Annotated in this window: 14 protein-coding genes; 3 read left to right on the top strand and 11 right to left on the bottom strand. The window is 72.0% G+C overall.

The genetic code is table 11. From position 1 onward, the window contains the following. Nucleotides 1-246: 246 nt before the first annotated feature. The 7 genes from hemL to hemE form a co-directional block, all read right to left on the bottom strand. Nucleotides 247-1,560 (bottom strand): glutamate-1-semialdehyde 2,1-aminomutase, encoded by a 1,314-nt coding sequence (gene hemL / locus PU630_RS15140; RefSeq protein ID WP_275277888.1) that lies wholly within the window; start codon nucleotides 1,558-1,560, stop codon nucleotides 247-249. Further along, nucleotides 1,557-2,543, bottom strand: coding sequence for a porphobilinogen synthase (gene hemB / locus PU630_RS15135; protein ID WP_275277887.1), 987 nt, complete (start codon nucleotides 2,541-2,543; stop codon nucleotides 1,557-1,559). Before hemB ends, hemL begins: the two co-directional genes overlap by 4 nt. A gap of 36 nt (nucleotides 2,544-2,579) precedes the next feature. Continuing rightward, the gene (gene hemC, locus PU630_RS15130; RefSeq protein WP_275277886.1) at nucleotides 2,580-3,500 is read right to left on the bottom strand and encodes a hydroxymethylbilane synthase; all 921 of its coding nucleotides are present in this window, start codon (nucleotides 3,498-3,500) and stop codon (nucleotides 2,580-2,582) included. Next, a complete protein-coding gene (locus tag PU630_RS15125) occupies nucleotides 3,497-4,588 on the bottom strand; it encodes a ferrochelatase (protein WP_275277885.1) in 1,092 nt (363 codons plus the stop codon). Before PU630_RS15125 ends, hemC begins: the two co-directional genes overlap by 4 nt. Then, entirely contained in the window at nucleotides 4,585-5,298 is a 714-nt protein-coding gene (hemQ, locus tag PU630_RS15120; protein WP_428981963.1) for a hydrogen peroxide-dependent heme synthase, read from the bottom strand. Before hemQ ends, PU630_RS15125 begins: the two co-directional genes overlap by 4 nt. A gap of 97 nt (nucleotides 5,299-5,395) precedes the next feature. Next, nucleotides 5,396-6,778, bottom strand: coding sequence for a protoporphyrinogen/coproporphyrinogen oxidase (locus PU630_RS15115; protein WP_275277883.1), 1,383 nt, complete (start codon nucleotides 6,776-6,778; stop codon nucleotides 5,396-5,398). Nucleotides 6,779-6,920: 142 nt separating this feature from the next. Continuing rightward, the gene (gene hemE, locus PU630_RS15110; protein ID WP_428982010.1) at nucleotides 6,921-8,051 is read right to left on the bottom strand and encodes a uroporphyrinogen decarboxylase; all 1,131 of its coding nucleotides are present in this window, start codon (nucleotides 8,049-8,051) and stop codon (nucleotides 6,921-6,923) included. A gap of 114 nt (nucleotides 8,052-8,165) precedes the next feature. Between hemE and PU630_RS15105 the strand changes: the two genes are divergently transcribed. Then, nucleotides 8,166-9,485 (top strand): glutamyl-tRNA reductase, encoded by a 1,320-nt coding sequence (locus tag PU630_RS15105; protein WP_275277881.1) that lies wholly within the window; start codon nucleotides 8,166-8,168, stop codon nucleotides 9,483-9,485. A 31-nt stretch (nucleotides 9,486-9,516) separates the two neighbouring features. Here PU630_RS15105 and PU630_RS15100 read toward each other — a convergent pair whose 3' ends face one another. Continuing rightward, nucleotides 9,517-11,388, bottom strand: a complete 1,872-nt coding sequence (locus tag PU630_RS15100) for a CocE/NonD family hydrolase (protein WP_275277880.1) — start codon at nucleotides 11,386-11,388, stop codon at nucleotides 9,517-9,519. A 248-nt stretch (nucleotides 11,389-11,636) separates the two neighbouring features. Here PU630_RS15100 and PU630_RS15095 point away from each other — a divergent pair, with 248 nt between their 5' ends. Then, on the top strand, nucleotides 11,637-12,056 hold the full coding sequence (locus PU630_RS15095; protein ID WP_275277879.1) for a hypothetical protein: 420 nt from the start codon (nucleotides 11,637-11,639) through the stop codon (nucleotides 12,054-12,056). 92 nt (nucleotides 12,057-12,148) lie between these two features. Here the strand turns inward: PU630_RS15095 and PU630_RS15090 are convergent, their stop codons facing one another. Together PU630_RS15090 and PU630_RS15085 are read right to left on the bottom strand one after the other, a co-directional pair. Further along, on the bottom strand, nucleotides 12,149-13,531 hold the full coding sequence (locus PU630_RS15090) for a DUF2252 domain-containing protein (RefSeq protein WP_275277878.1): 1,383 nt from the start codon (nucleotides 13,529-13,531) through the stop codon (nucleotides 12,149-12,151). Between the two features lie 73 nt (nucleotides 13,532-13,604). Next, nucleotides 13,605-14,498, bottom strand: coding sequence for a formylglycine-generating enzyme family protein (locus PU630_RS15085; RefSeq protein WP_275280118.1), 894 nt, complete (start codon nucleotides 14,496-14,498; stop codon nucleotides 13,605-13,607). A gap of 73 nt (nucleotides 14,499-14,571) precedes the next feature. Here PU630_RS15085 and PU630_RS15080 point away from each other — a divergent pair, with 73 nt between their 5' ends. After that, nucleotides 14,572-15,660: an AI-2E family transporter gene (locus PU630_RS15080; RefSeq protein ID WP_275277877.1), complete on the top strand. Its 1,089-nt coding sequence runs from the start codon at nucleotides 14,572-14,574 to the stop codon at nucleotides 15,658-15,660. Here the strand turns inward: PU630_RS15080 and PU630_RS15075 are convergent, their stop codons facing one another. Continuing rightward, complete coding sequence (locus PU630_RS15075) at nucleotides 15,661-16,245, bottom strand: hypothetical protein (protein ID WP_275277876.1); 585 nt, start codon at nucleotides 16,243-16,245, stop codon at nucleotides 15,661-15,663. Between the last annotated feature and the right edge of the window lie 34 nt (nucleotides 16,246-16,279).

The raw sequence follows: 16,279 nt of genomic DNA, 5'->3' as shown, positions 1-16,279 counted from the left end.
CATCTTCTCGCCGTGGGCGCGTCTCGCGCCGCGTCAAGCATAGACCGTCCGCGCTGGGCGCCTCGTGCGCACGGGAAGGCGCCGCCCGCACGCACAGACTTCGGAGCATCCGACGAGCTTCGGACCATTACGCGCGATCGCTCCGAACTTCGCGCGATGTTCCGAAGTCTGGGAGGGTGCGCGGCCGGGGCGACGCACGGCCGGCATCTCGAGCGCGCAGGGTGACCTAGGGCGCCGCGGCGCGCGTCAGGCAGGCTGCGCGGCGGCAGCCGCGCGGGCGGCGGCCGGCAGCGCGGCGAGCACGCGCGAGACCGCGGCGTCGTCGTGCGCGGCGCTGACGAACCACGCCTCGTACGCACTCGGCGGCAGCGAGACGCCGGCCTCGAGCATCGCGTGGAAGAACGGTCCGTAGCGGAACGCCTCTTGCCGCTGTACACCCGCGTAGTCGGTCGCACGCGTGGACTGGAATTGGATGCTGAAAAGATTGCCCGCGCGTGAGATGACGTGCTCGACACCCGCCGCGTTCAGCGCCTCATCGACCGCGTTCGAGATCGTATCCGCGACGAGATCGACCCGCTCGTACACGGCGGCATCGGCCGTGCGCAGCGTCGCGAGGCCCGCGGCCACCGCGACCGGGTTTCCCGACAGCGTGCCGGCCTGGTAGACCGGGCCCAGGGGTGCGAGCTGCTCCATGATCTCGCGCCGCGCGCCGAGGGCGGCCAGCGGCATCCCGCCCCCGATCACCTTGCCGAACGTGACGATGTCGGCGGCGACCGGCTCGAGTCCCAGCCAGCCGGCCGCGGACTCGCGGAAGCCGGTGAGCACCTCGTCGACGATGAGCAGTGCGCCGTTGGCGTGTGCGACCGACGCGAGGAACGCGTTGAAACCTTCGCGAGGCGCGACGACGCCCATGTTCGCCGCGGCGGCCTCGACGATGATCGCGGCGATGCGGTCGCCGTACTCGGCGAAGGCGGCGGTGACGGCATCCGGATCGTTGTACGGCAGCACCAGCGTCTGCGCGGCGATCTCGGCGGGCACGCCGGCGGAGGCGGGCAGGGCGAGCGTGGCCAATCCGCTGCCGGCGTCGGCGAGCAGGCCGTCGGAGTGCCCGTGGTAGTGCCCGGCGAACTTGATGACGAGCGAGCGTCCGGTCACGCCGCGCGCCAGCCGGATCGCGGTCATCGTCGCCTCGGTGCCGGTCGAGACCAGGCGCATCTGCTCGACGACGGGGCGGCCCTCGACGGCGACCGGCGCGAGCCGCGCGATCACGGCCTCGGCGAGCTCGGTCTCGGTGGGCGTCGATGCGCCGAACGACAGACCGCGGTCGACGGCGGCATGCACGGCGTCGAGCACCGCGGGATGCGCGTGCCCGAGCAGCAGCGGGCCCCACGAGCACACCAGGTCGACGTACTCGCGGCCCTCGACGTCGACCACGTACGGGCCGTGGCCCGACACGAGGAAGCGGGGCGCCCCGCCCACCGAGCGGAACGCCCGCACCGGCGAGTTCACGCCGCCGGGAATGACGGTGGATGCCGCCTCGAACGCCGTCTGATTGCTCATGCCTGTCCTTCCGATGCGGCCAGCTCGAGCGCCCAGTACGTGAGCACGGCGCCGGCGCCCGCACGCAGGATGCCGGTCACGCTCTCGCGGATCGCCCGGTCGCGGTCGATCCAGCCGTTGGCGGCGGCGGCCTCGATCATCGCGTACTCGCCCGACACCTGGTAGGCCCACACCGGCACCTGCGCGGTCGCAGCCACGTCGGCGAGCACATCGAGATAGCTCATGGCCGGCTTGACCATGAGCACGTCGGCGCCCTCGGCCTCGTCGAGCGCGGCCTCGCGCAGGCCCTCGATGCGGTTCGCCGGGTCCTGCTGGTAGGTGCGCCGGTCGCCCTGCAGCTGCGAGTCGACGGCCTCACGGAACGGGCCGTAGAAGGCCGACGCGTACTTGGCCGCGTACGCGAGGATCGCTGTGTCGGCGAAACCGGCGTCGTCGAGCGCTTCGCGCACGGCGGCGACCTGGCCGTCCATCATGCCCGACAGGCCGAGCAGCTGCGATCCGGCGCGGGCCTGCGCCACAGCCATGTCGCGGTAGCGATCGAGCGTCGCGTCGTTGTCGACCGCGCCGCGCTCGTCGAGCACGCCGCAGTGTCCGTGGTCGGTGAACTCGTCGAGGCACAGGTCGGTCTGCACCACCAACGCGTCGCCGGCCTCGACTGCTGCGACCTCGGTCGCACGGTTAAGGATGCCGGAGGCCGAGGTCGCACCGGAACCGGTGGCGTCGCGGGTCGCCGGGATGCCGAACAGCATGATACCGCCGAGCCCTGCGGCCGCGGCATCCCGCACCGCACCCTTCAGCGAGTCGAGCGTGTGCTGCACGACCCCCGGCATGGAGGTGATCGGCGCGGGCTCGGTGATGTCTTCGCGCACGAACAGCGGCAGGATCAGCTGCGCGGGGTGGATGCGGGTCTCGGCGACCAAGCGTCGCATCGCCGGGGTGGTGCGCAGGCGACGGGGGCGGATGACGGGATGCTGGGTGCTCATCGGTTCACTTCCTCACGCGGGCGGCGGCCCGCGTCATCAGTTGAGTTCGTCCGCGCCGGTGTCACGCAGGGCGGTGACGACCTCGCGGGCCGCGCGCTCGCTCGCGTCGGCGCCGCTCGCGGTCACGGTCGTCGAGATCTGGCGCTGTCCGTCGAGGCTGTACACGGCGGCCGAAAGGGTCAGGGCGTCGCCGTCGACCTGTGCCGTCGCGCCGATCGGGGCCGAGCAACCCGCCTCGAGCCCCGCGAGCACACCGCGCTCGGCGGTGGCGCACGCGGCGCTGGCAGGGTCGGCGATCTGCGCGAGCGCAGTGGCCAGGGGCGTACCGGCGGCGTCGGCCTCGCGCACCTCGACGGCCAGGGCTCCCTGCGCGGGGGCCGAAGGCCAGGAGTCGAGGGGCATGGGCTCGGCCGGAACCTCGGTGCGGCCCAGACGGTTGAGCCCGGCGGCCGAGAGCACGACCGCGTCGAGCCGATCGGCGCCGGCGGCGTGCAGGCGCGCGAGGCGCGAGTCGACGTTGCCGCGGATATCCACGACCTCAAGGTCGGGTCGCACGGCGCGTACCTGGGCGATGCGCCGCGGCGAGCCGGTGCCGACGCGGGAGCCTGCGGGCAGGTCTTCGAGTGGGGTGCCGTCGCGGGTCACGACGACGTCGCGGGCGTCTTCGCGTGGCGGGACGGCGGCGACCACAAGACCCGGCGAAGGCGCCGTGGGCAGGTCTTTGAACGAGTGCACGATGACATCGCACTGGCCTTCACGCAGCGCGTCGCGCAGTGCGGTGGCGAACACGCCGGTGCCGCCCAGGCTCGACAGCGACGCGCGCGAGGTGTCGCCGTGCGTCGTGATGCGGATGATCTCGACGTCCACGCCGCCCAGCGCCGCTGCGAGCGCATCGGCGACCTGCTGCGTCTGGGCGGTCGCGAGGGCGCTGCCCCGGGTGCCGACGCGCAGGGTCATCGGACCACCGCAGGCTCGGCGTCGGCTGTCCCCCGCTGGGACGCGCCGACCGTCGCATGATCGGGCCATGGTCCGAGCGCGGTCAGGTGCGGACGCTCGGCGTCGGGCACGTCGTTCAGGCGCTCCTCGATGAGGTCGACCAGGCCCGACACGAACGCCGGGTGCACGCCCGGGGTCGCGACGCGCGAGAAGCCGATGCCCACTTCGGCGGCGGTCTCGGCGGCCTCGGTGTCGAGGTCCCAGATGACCTCCATGTGGTCGCTGACGAAGCCGATCGGCACGACGACGACGTGCTGCACACCGCTCGCCGCGAGCCGGCGGATCTCGTCGTTGACGTCGGGTTCGAGCCACGGCGTGCGCGGGTCGCCGCTACGCGACTGGTACGCGAGCGAGTACGCGACACCGGGCGCCGCAGACGCGGCGATCACGTCGGCCACGGCGAGGTGCTGGGCGACGTACGCGCCGCCGGGGCCGTGTTCGGGACCGGATGCCTCGGCCGCCGTGTTGGGGATCGAGTGCGTCACGAAGAGCACATGCGTCGGGGTTGCGGCACCTGCACTGAGCGAGCCCGCAGGGCGAGACGAAGTGTCCCGAACCGCGTCGCGCACGCCCTCGATGAAGGGAGCGACGAAGCCCGGGTGGTCGAAGAACTCGCGCAGCCGGTCGATGGTGACGGTGCCCTCGAGGCCCGTGTCGGCCAGAGTCTGCTCGAAGTTCTCGCGGTACTGACCCACGCCCGAGTACGAGGTGTAGGCGCTCGTGACGACGGCCAGCAGCCGGTCATCGCCGGCCGCATGCGCTTCGCGCACGGCGTCGGCGAAGTACGGGTTCCAGTTGCGGTTGCCCCAGTACACCGGCAGCTCGATCTCGCGGGCGGCGAGCTCGGTCTCGAGCGCGGCCTTCAGGGCACGGTTCTGGGCATTGATCGGGCTCACGCCGCCGTTGTGGCGGTAGTGCACGGCGACCTCTTCGAGCCGCTCGTCGGGGATGCCGCGACCGCGGGTGACGTTGCGCAGGAACGGGATGACGTCGTCCTGGCCCTCGGGACCGCCGAAGCTCGCGAGCAGAATCGCGTCGAACGCGGTCACGAGAGCACCTCGGCGACCTCGGCGGTCGAGACGACATGACCGGTGAAGAACGGTGTCTCTTCGATGACGTGGCGCCGGGCGTCGACGTAGCGCAGGTCGCGCATCATGTCGACGAGGTCGACGAGCTCGTCGCTCTCGATCGGCACGACCCACTCGTAGTCGCCCAGTGCGAACGCCGCGACCGTGTTGGTGAGCACGCCGGTGTAGCCGGCGCCGGCACGGCCGTGCTCGGCGAGCATGCGGCTGCGCTCGGAGTCGCGCAGCAGGTACCAGTCCTTGCTGCGCACGAACGGGTAGACGGCCAGCCACGGCTTGGGCTCGACGCCGCGCACGAAGGCGGGGATGTGCCGCTTGTTGAACTCGGCATCGCGGTGCACGGCGACGAAGGTCTGGCGCGGGGTGAGAGCGGCGATCGCGGGCACGCGGCGGAGCGTGCGCAGCGCGGCCTGGAGCTCGCGGGGCGTGGGGCCGTGCAGCCAGAACAGCAGGTCGGCGTCGGCGCGGAATCCTGAGACGTCGTAGGTGCCGCGCACGGTGACCCCGGCGGCCTCGACCTCGGCGATGGCCGCGTCGAGGTCGGCGGCGGCCGTGCTCAGCGCTTCGGTGGGGACGGCGGCGCCAGCGGGGCGCGCGAACGCGGCCCAGAGGGTGTAGACGGTGGGGGCGGATTCGGGGGAGGACGCGACACGATCGGACACGACGTCAATCATCCGTCCGTCGGTTGTGAAACCCCAAAAAAGCTTCAGGTCATCTGCAAGATCTGGCGCGCTTCTGCGCTGGGCGGCTGTGACGTGGCAGCGACGCGGCTCAGCGAGCGACGGCGCGGGATGCCGCGGCCCGCGCGTCGGGCACGACCGAGGCGAGTCCCGTGCCGGCGACCCAGGTGCCGGCGACCTCGAGCCCGGGCACCGCGGCCACGGCCTCGCGCACGGCGGCGACGCGCTCGGCCTGCCCGCGTGCGGCGAGCGAGACGGCGTTCGTCCAGGTCGAGCGGGCGAACCCGGCGAGCTGCGCGGCTTCGAGGCGCACGCCGAGGAGGGCCGCGGCATCCCGCATCGCCAGCTCTTGGAGCGCAGCGTCGTCGATGTCCGCAGCCTGGCTGCGATGCCCGGCCTGGCCGTACGAGAGGCGCACGACGTGGCGGCCGGGGCCGGCCTGCTGGGCGACCCAGGCCCACTTGATGCTCGCGTGGGTCAGGGCCTTCGCCGCGACCACGTCGTGCGCGTCGTCGGCGACGAGCAGTCCGGTGCCACGGGGCGCGGCGTCCAGCGCGGGGGCGTCGAGCACGAGCGTCGCGAGGTCGACGCGGGTGGGTGCCGGCCACTCCGCCGACGGAATCAGCCCACCCAGCAGCCGCACCGCCGCCGACTGAGCGGTCGCGACGATGACCGCGTCGGCGCGCAGGGTCTCGCCGCGATCGACGTCGACCAGCCACGTGTCGCCGTCGCGATGGATGCCGCGGACCGGCGCGTCGACGAGCACCTGGCCGCCGCGCGCGCCGATGTCATCGGCCAGCGCTGACATGAGGGTCCACATGCCACCGCGCAGGCCGCCGGCCGCAGCCCCGGGTTTGGCCGCGATGCCGCCGCGCAGCTCGCGCACGGCCCGCGCGAGCGAGCCGGTGCGGGTCAGGGCCGCGCGCAGCCCGGGGGCTATGGCGTCGACGGCGAGGTCGTCGGCCGGCGTCGAGTACACGCCGTTCGCGACCGGGGAGACGAGCCGGTCGAGCACGGCCTGGCCCATCCGCACGCGGACGAGCGCGCCCAGCGTTGCCGGCGCGAACCCGGCGGGCAGCGGATCGTCGAGGTCATGGGCGGCGCGGGCTGCGGCATCCACTCCGATCGCGGCGACGACTTCCGGCGACTGCGGGTCTGTCGGAATGCCGAGCATCCCGCCCTTCGGCGACGGCACGGTGCGGTCGGGCAGGTGCAGCCACGACCCGGCGATGTGCGGCCAGACGATGCGGTCGGAAAGATCCAGCTCATCAAGCAGCGGGGCGACGGCTCCGCCGCGGGTCGCGAAGCTCTCGGCGCCCGCGTCGAGGGTGAGGGCGGCGACGTCGTGGCGGGCGATGCTTCCGCCGACGGATGACTTCGCCTCGAGGGCGGTCACCTCGGCGCCGGATGCCGCGGCCTCACGCGCTGCGACCAACCCGGCGGCGCCCCCGCCGATGACGATGAGGCGGGTCATCGGGCCGACCCGGTGCGGGCTGGCTGAGGCTCCGGTCGTTGAGCGAGGAGCGGAGCGACGAGTCGAAACGCGTCGGGCATCCCGGAGCGGCGTTTCGACTCGCTGCGCTCGCTCAACGACCGGGGGCCCGCCGTGCGCTCGCTCAACGACCGGCTCCGGTGGCCTCGTCCGCACCGAGCTCGTGGACGAGCGCTGCCAGGCGCGTGAGCACGGCGGGATCCGTGTCGGGCGGCACGCCATGGCCGAGGTTCACGACGTGTGCGGGGGCGCTGCGGCCGCGGCGCACGACATCGCGGGTGTGCTCCTCGAGCACGGCCCAGGGCGCGGCCAGCAGCGCCGGGTCGATGTTGCCCTGCAGCGGCACCGACCCGCCGAGGCGGCGCGAGGCCTCGTCGAGCGGCAGGCGGTAGTCGATGCCGACGACGTCGGCTCCGGCATCCCGCATCTCGGTCAAGAACTCTCCGGTGCCGAGGCCGAAGTGCACGAGCGGGGCGCCGAGATCGTGCGCGTGCGCGAGCGCACGGGCCGACGCAGGCGCGACGTGGCGGGCGTAGTCGGCGCGGCTGAGGGACCCGGCCCACGAGTCGAACAGCTGGCCCGCACTGGCGCCGGCGAGCAACTGAGCGCGCAGGAACGCTCCGGTCACGTCGGCGCACCAGGCGAGCAGGCGCGCCCACGCGTCGGGTTCGCTGTGCATGAGGCGGCGGGCGGCGAGGTGATCGCGCGAGGGGCGTCCCTCGGCGAGGTACGCGGCCAGGGTGAAGGGGGCGCCGGCGAACCCGATGAGCGGCGTCGACCCGAGCTCGGCCACTGTGCGGCGCACGCCCTCGCGGATCGGGTCGAGCGCCGCGTCGTCGGCGCGCAATGTGCCGGTCTCGATGAGCGCGTCGACGTCGGCCGCGCTGCGGACGGCGCGGTCGAAGACGGGTCCGATGCCGGACTGGATCTCGACGCCGATGCCCGCCAGCCGCAGCGGGATGACGATGTCGCTGAAGAAGATTCCCGCGTCGACACCGTGGCGGCGCACCGGCTGCAGCGTGATCTCGCTCGCCAGTGCCGGGTCGAGGCACGTGTCGAGCATGCCGAGGCCGGTGCGCAGTTCGCGGTACTCGGGCAGTGAGCGTCCGGCCTGGCGCATGAACCAGACGGGCAGCGTCGCGCCGCGCACGCCGCGATACGCCTGCACGAGGGGGGAGGTGGATGTCGCCCCCGTCGACAACGGATGGTCGGCGGGCAGCGGGGCGCGGTCGGGCTGAGCACTCACCCGGCCGATTCTCTCAGACCGTGATGAGAACGGCTCTCGGGCGGGCCGTGGCAAAGGCGCCGGCGTGACGCCCCGCGACGCCTCGGCCGGATCGCACAGGTGGGCGGGGTATCCTTCAATCCCGTGCTCCTCTGCTTCTCGTCCAGCCACCGCTCCGCCGCCCTCGACGTCGTCGAGCGGCTCGAGCGTCGTGCCGACGAGGTGACCGCGCGGCTGTCCGATCCGGCACCCGGAGTCGAGGGCAGCGTGATCCTGTCGACGTGCAACCGGTTCGAGGTGTACCTCGACGTGCGGGATGCCGCGACCGACGCGCTGCCGTGGGATGCGGCATCCACTCGTCTGGCCGACACGGTCGCCGCGGCGACCGGACTTGCGCGCGACGAGGTGCGTGAAGCGGGCATTCTGCTGCACGGCGAGGCGGTCGCCGAGCACGCGATCTCGGTGGCCAGCGGCCTCGAGTCGATCGTCGTGGGCGAGGGTGAGATCGCCGGCCAGGTGCGGCGCGCGCTGGAGGGTGCGCGTGAGCGCGGCACCGCGACGCGCGAGCTCGAGCGGGTGTTCCAGCTGGCGTCGCGCACCTCGCGCGGCGTGAAGAACCGCACCGAGCTCTCGAGTGCCGGCCGATCGGTCGTGCGTCTCGCACTCGACATGGCCGCCACGCGCATCACCGACTGGGCGCAGGCCCGTGTGCTGCTGGTGGGGACCGGCCGCTACGCCGGCGCGAGCCTCGCGGCCCTGCGCGACCGCGGCGTCACCGACGTGCGTGTGTACTCACGCACCGGCCGGGCGGCAACCTTCGCCACGAGTCATGGCATCGCCGCGGTGCCTGCCGGTGGGCTTGAGCGGGCCCTCGCCGACAGCGACGTGGTCGTGGCCTGCAGCGTCGCGCCGCAGGTGATAGTGGATGCCGCGATGCTCGCCTCCGCACGCCAACTGCCGGGCGCCCTGGAGCGCCGGCTCATCATCGACCTGGGTCTGCCGCGCAACGTCGCCCCCGAGGTCGCGGCGGTGCCCGAGACCGAGCTGCTCGATCTCGAGACCCTCCGCGCGCACGCGCCGCTGCCCGAGTTGGGTGCGACCGCCGAAGCGCGCACGCTCGTCGACGAGGCGCTCGCGGAGTACCGCCGCGCGACCGCCGAAGACGCCGTGACCCCCGCACTGGTCATGCTGCGCTCTCATGTGTTCGACGTGCTCGACGGCGAGATTGCCTGGGCGCGCAAGCGCGGCGACACGACGCCCGAGACCGAGGCCGCGCTGCGACACCTGGCCGGGGTGCTGCTGCACGGCCCGTCGGTGCGCGCCCGCGAGCTGGCCGCCGACGGTCGCGCCGGTGAGTTCGCCGACGCCGTCACCGCGCTGTTCGGCGTCGAGACCGTCGCAGCGCGCCCGGTGGCCGAGTTGCGGCCCGACGCCCTCGAAAAGGCCGACGAAGCGGCGTCCTGACCCGAGCGGCCGCGCTGCGGCATCCTTCCCGTCACTCCGCGAGCGTCGGCAGTGCGAGCGCCTGGGCCTCCGACCCGGTCGTGACCGTCACCGCGTGCGCGAACAGGCCGCCCCGGTAGTTCGCCGACCCGGCAGCGACCACGACGCGGATGCGGTGCCCGGCCTCGAATCGGTGCACGAGCCCCGGCAGCCGCGTCGTGAACGACTGTGAGACATCGGGAATGCGCGCGGGCGCGACCTGCCGGCCCACCAGGGTGGCGCTGCCGTCGGGCGCGACATCGAGCACCTTGACGAAGAGGACCAGCTGGCCGCGCGTGCCGAGCGCTTGCGTCAGCTGAGCACCGGGCGACGAGACTTTGAGATCGAGGGTCGGCGAACCGGCGATGTCGAGCGGTTCGTCGAGCGTCCGCGTGGTCCACTGCAGGCTGGTTCCCGGTGCGTCGGCCTCGGTTCCGGTGCCGAGGCTGCCGTCGAGCAGATCGTCGAGGATGTCGGTCGGGTCGGCGCTGGTCGGCAGTCCGAGGGCCGGTGTCACGAGCCCCCAGGTGCCGTCGACGATGTCGCGCGGGTCGTTCACGAAATGGCCGCCGCTGGACAGGTACAGCGGGTCGGCATCGGCGACGGGAAAGACGTCGGATGTCGCAAACGCCGTGGCCCCGGTCGGATCGCTGTCGTCGTCGGCCCAGTCGCGGTAGTACGCGAACAGGGGTCCGGTGGCCACGCGGGTGCCGCGCACGTAGCGCTCGATCCAATCGACCATCCGGCCGGTGGCGTACTGGGCGGGATCGGGCGCGCTCCAGTCGATGTCGCCGGGGGCGGGCTCGGAGTCGGTGTGCCCCGAGCGCTGCCAGATCATGGCGGTGGGCGTGCCCTGCGCGCGGAGCGTCTCGAACGTCGCGGTCGCCTCGTTCAGGTTGAAGAGCGTGTCGCGTTCGCCCTGGATCAGAAGCGTCGGGGCGCGGACGTTCTCGAGGTACGACGCCGGCGAGACCTTGCGCAGAGCCGCGAGGTCGCTTGAGGAGGGGTAGCCCTGGACCGCACCGTGAATCAGCGTCTGGCACACCGCCGAGACGGTGTGCTCGCAGCCGAGCAGAGCGACCGGCTGGGTGTCGTCGACGCCGGTCCCGGTCGCCGAAGCCAGCAGCCCGAGGGTGAGTCCCCAGTGGATCTTCATCGCGCCCGGGGTCGAGCTCGTCACGCCGGACGTCGTCGCCGTGCCGTTCGGGAACAGCGAGTAGCCGAGGTCGTTCCAGGTCTCGGCCGGCACGATGGCGTCGATGCGCGGGTCGACGGATGCCGCGGCCAACTGCACGGCGCCGCCGTAGGAGCCGCCCACCATCCCGACCCGCGGGTCGTTCTGGTGCCGGACGCCGTCGTGTGCACGGCGGTCGATGGCCACGGTGTCGAGAGCCGGCGCCGCAACAGTGTGTGCGGCGTCTTCGTACGCGATCCCGTCGGCACCGCCCAGGTAGCTGACGAGGTCTTGGGCCGCCTTCCCGTCGAGCTGCGGATCGTCCATCGAGACCGGGCAGGTCGATCCGCCGAATCCCAGCCCTGAGTACGCGAGCACCGCGTAACCGAGCCCCGCGAACATCGTGGCCATCGGCGCGACACCGTCCTTCGATCCGCCGAAGCCGTCGGTCATGAGCACGGCCGGCACGCGGCTGCTCGACGAAGCACCGGCCGGCATGTACAGGTCGCCGACGACATCGCAGGACGTCGCATCGTCGGCACCGACGGTGACGGCGAAGTGGAGCGTGGTGAGGGATGCTGCGGCCGTGCCGGTCGCCGCGCTCGCGGTCGTCACGGGCGCGGCGTACGCGGGCGCAGCGACGGAGATGACCGTGGCGAGGGATGTGAGCCCGGCGAGAGCGAGCAGACGGGACAGGGGACGAGCAGGCATCGGCACCTCCGGTGATCCGGACCCGCCGCGGTGCGGGCCCCGACGAGCGTAGCGCAAAATAGACCAACTGGTAGATTTAGTGTGCCGCCCGCCTCGATTTCGGTGAAAGTGCAACTGGTCGCCGAGAGAGAGGGAACCAACCGCTCCCTCGTCCACCAGCTGCACTCTCACGGGGCAGGCCGGGCGGGGCGGGTGGGCCGGGCGGACGGACCTGGACGCGGCCGCGGCGCGGGAGGACAATCGCGGGTATGGCGACGCTCGACGATGTGCGCGCGATCTGCGCCGAGTTCCCCGACGTGACCGAGTCCGTGAACGGGCACGGGGGCGGTGCATCCTGGCGCACGAAGGCCGGACAGGTGGTCTGGGAGCGCGGCCCGCGCAAGGCCGATCTCGCCAAGCTCGCTGCCCTCGGCCGAACCTGGCCCGACGGCGTCGTCGTCGCCATCCGCACCGACGGCCTGGACGGTAAGGCAGGGCTGCTCGAGACCTTTCCGAACGCGTTCTTCGACATCCCGCACTTCGAGGCGTGGCCGGCGGTGCTCACCGAGCTCGGCGGCGTCGACCTGCAGCTCCTGCGCGAGACGATCACCGACTCCTGGCTGCTGCAGACCACGGCGACCACGCGCGACGCGTGGCTCGCGGAGCACGGCCCGCCTCCCGCTTCATGAACCGGTGAGAGAACAACTGGTCGCCGAGAGAGAGGGAAATACCCGCATCCTCGTCCGCCAGGTGTTCTCTCATCGATGTGTGCGGGGTGAAGTCAGGGCGCGGACGCCGCGGCCGCGGCATCCAGGAACGCGTCGTAGTCCTCGCGCGAGAGCGCGGCGTACCCGTACGCCCACTCCAGCACAGGCTCGGCGACGGCACGTCCGCCGCCGACGTACCCCGCCACTGCGGCCGCCGCCGGCGACTGCGCGTGTGCGCGAGCGAGCACGGCCGCGCAGGCCTCGGCGTAGCGGGCGAACGGCACGTCGTCGAGCGTCTCCATGTCGATGCCGCCCTTCATGTCGTGGAACTGCCGCACGTACAGGTCGGCACCGCCGCCGAGCGAGTCGGCTGACGACCGCAGATAGCCGAGGAAGGGGTCGGATGCCGCCTGCAGAATCCTCTGCAGGGCGACCACCCGTCCGCCCTGGCCATGCTCAGCCGTGAACGCCTCGACCTCTTCCGGCTGTGCGACGCCGCCGTGCTCGACGAGCACGCTGCGCCCGGCCTCCTTGGCCTGCAGCAGCAGCGTGCCGCCGTCGCCGTCTTCGAGGAGGATCAGGAAGCAGCGGGTGCCGACGCTGCCCACACCGACGACACGGTGCGCGACATCGGCGACGCGGTACCCCTGCAGCAGCACGCGGATGTCGACGTTCGCCGAGTCCACGTACTGGTCGACGAGGGAGTGGATGCTGCGCACCAGCGCCGGCTCGACGTGCGTCAGCGCCGGCGGGTTCTCGACGAAGACGCGTCGTCCGTCGGCGTTGGTCCCGGTGGTCCTCCGGGCGGCGCGCTCGCCGGTGCGCTTGCGCGCATCGCGGGTGGCCGATCGCAGCGCCGTGCGCGATGCCTTGTCGAGTCCGGCGACGGCGGCCTCGGCGGAGAAGTGGGTGAAGTATCGCTGCACGGGGGAGAGCTTCAGCCCTGCGCGCAGTGCGCGTGCATACACGCGGACGGCCCGGCGCGCGGCATCCTGCACCACCTCATCGTCGCGCGCGGTGGCCTGGCCGGCGATCACGACGCTGGCGACGAGGCGCTTCACGTCCCACTCCCACGGCGCCCAGGCCGCTTCGTCGAAGTCGTTGAGATCGAACACGAGCTCGCGCGCCGGAGACGCGTAGAAGCCGAAGTTCGCCACGTGGGCATCGCCGCACGAGGCGACGCGGATACCACTCGAGGGTCCCTGCGCGAGATCGGCCGCCATGAGCGCGGCGGTGCCGCGATAGAACGTGAACGGGCTCGCGCTCATCCGCTCGGTGCGCAGCGGCACGAGGTCCGCGACGCGCGTCTCGTTCTGCCGCGCGAGGATGCCGATCGGATCGCGCGACCCGTCGCCGAGTCGCGCGAGCTCGCGGAGCGGCGTGCGAGCGCGGAGCGCGCGCCCGGCCGCGATGCCTTCGGCAGTGGATGGAGCCTTCGGCACCTCGGAGTGCGTCATGCGCTCATCATGCCACCGAGGTTGCGCCGTCCCCATCGCCGACGCCTCATCCCCAGCGGGTGAGGGCCCCGCGTCACGCGTCGCGGGCGCAACGGAAGCCGATGTGCGACATCCCGGTGTCTTCCGCCTGCGGGGAGCGGGCCGCCGGGCGGAACCGCAGACAATAGTCGGGGGAGCACAGGTGTGAACCGCCTTTGAGCACGCGACGCGGGATGTCGGGGAAGCCCTCCTGCGCGCTCGCACGCGCGAGCAGATTCGTGCGCTTGCCGGCGTCGACGGGTCGATCAGCGAGGCGCAGGTGCCGGGGCGTGTAGAAATCGGTGGTCCACTCCCAGACGTTGCCCGTCATGTCGTACAGGCCGTACCCGTTGGGAGGATACGAGCCCACCGGGGCCGTGCCGCCCACGCCCTGGTTGTCGTACGGGAAGCGCCCCAGCCACGAGTTCGCGAGCGCTGTGGCGCCGGGGTACGGCTCGTCACCCCAGGCGAACTTCGCGCCGACGAGCCCGCCGCGGGCCGCGTACTCCTGCTCGGCCTCCGTGGGCAGGCGCAGTCCCGCCCACGACGCGTAGGCCGCGGCGTCCTCATAGGCGATGTGGACGACGGGATGCCGCAGCTTCTCGTCGATGCTCGAGCCGGGGCCCTCCGGCCGCCGCCAGTACGCGCCGGGTTGCCACCGCCACCAGTTGCGCCAGTCGCTCAAGTCGGTGGGTCCCGCCGTCGGCGTGAACACCATCGACCCGGGGACGAGGTCTGCCGGGTCGGCACCGGGGAACTTCGCCGGATCGAGCTCGCGCTCGGCGACGGTCACGTACCCGGTGTCGTCGACGAACGCGGCGTAGTCCTCGTTGGTGACCTCGTATCGGTCGATCCAGAAGGCTGCGACCTCGTGGTCGTGCGCCGGGCGCTCATCGGGATAGAAGTCTTCGGAGCCCATGCGGAATGTTCCACCGGGCAGCTCGACCATGTTGCGTTCGCTCACACGGCCACGGTAGCGGTGCCAGCGCTGCATGATGAGTGACGCCCGCTACGCTGGCCAGGTGAAATCCCGCGATCAGCCCGCCGTGCCGCCGGCCGCCGCGCAGCCGGCCGCGCTCGGCCCCGCATTGCGCGTCCTGCTGATCCTGGCGGCATCCGTCGTGGCCCTCGCGGGGCTCTGGTTCGCTCGTGATCTCGTCGGCCCGCTCGCACTCGGGGCGGTCATAGTGATCATCTGCCACCCGCTGCGCCATCCGCTGGAGCGCGCCGGCTGGCCGCGATGGCTTGCGACCACGGCCGTGATCGCCGTGGCATACATCGTGCTGATCTTCCTCGTGCTGCTGCTCGTGTTCGCCGGCCTCCAGTTCGCGCACCTGGTCGCGGATTACGCGAAAGACCTGGAGGCCACCGGCGAGAACGTCGTCGCCTGGCTCAGCTCGCTGGGGCTCGACGAGCAGATGTCGGATGCCGCGGGCACCTTCCTCGACGCCTCGAAGATCCTCTCCTACGTGACCTCGCTGGGCGGCACGGTGATCAACGTGCTCATGGCACTGTTCTTCGTGCTCGCCTACATCATCTTCATGGCCGTCGACGGAGCGCGGTACGCGCGCGCCGACGCGGAGTTCGGCCGCAGCATCCGCCCCACCGTCGAGCGCTTCCAGCGCTTCAACATCGGCGTGCGCCGGTACTACATCGTCAACGCGAGCTTCGGCGCCGTCGTCGCGATCCTTGACGGCCTCGCGCTCTGGTGGCTGGGGATCCCCGCGCCGATCGTGTGGGCGATCCTCGCCTTCGTGACGAACTTCATCCCCAACATCGGGTTCATCATCGGCCTCATCCCGCCGGCGCTGCTGGCGCTCGTGGTCGGCGGCTGGCCGATGATGCTCGCCGTGATCGCGATCTACTGCGTCGTCAACGTCGTGCTGCAGGTGCTCGTCCAGCCGAAATTCGTGGCGGACGCCGTGAACCTGAGCCTCACGCTGAGCTTCTTCTCGGTCATCTTCTGGACGTTCATCATCGGGCCGCTCGGGGCGATCCTCTCGATCCCGCTCACGCTGCTCGTGCGCGCCCTCGTGCTGGAAGGCGACCCCGGTGCGCGGTGGCTGCGCTGGCTCTCGGGCGAGGCCGTCGTTGCCGGCACGACGGACTGATCAGCTCGGGTCGAGCCGCAGCACGTTGTTCTCGTCGACGGTGAGGTCGTCGACGACGCGCAGCGTGCGTGCCAGGTCGTCGAGCGAGCCGTCGACCGTACCGAAGCGCTCGCGATCGGCACCGACGGCGGTGAGGATCACGATGTGCGTTCCCAGGTCCCACGTGTACGTGGCGAACGGCGGCTTGGTCGTGTCCTTCGGCACCTTCATGACGAGCTTCTCACCCTCACCGAGATGCGGGTTGCGGAACGAGACGGTGTCGTCGTACTCCATCGGCATCATCGCCCGCGCCGTGCGCATCTGCGGCGTCGCCACCTGCAGCTGCGCCATGGCCACGACGAGGCCGGGGTCGTCTTTCCACATCCACACGAGCACGCGGCCGTCGGCCTTGCGCATCATCGCCGGGGCGGCCTGACTTATCAGCCATGCGAAGACCTTGCCGCCGGTCTGCACGCCGGTCGAACCGCTCGCCTGCTGCATGAGCATGCGGATCGCCGCCTTGCGATGTCGCCGTCCCTTGAACCCGAATGAGCGGGTCACCGGTACCCAGAGAGCGGAGGATGCGTCGGCTTGAAGTCGCGCCATGGCATCAGCGTAGGCGGCGGGGCTGGAGATGCGC

Origin of the sequence: Microbacterium horticulturae (assembly GCF_029094505.1) — a bacterium.
In the GTDB taxonomy this organism is placed as follows: domain Bacteria; phylum Actinomycetota; class Actinomycetes; order Actinomycetales; family Microbacteriaceae; genus Microbacterium; species Microbacterium horticulturae.
Note: the sequence above shows the minus strand (reverse complement) of the source record. Positions and strands in the feature narration are given on the sequence as shown.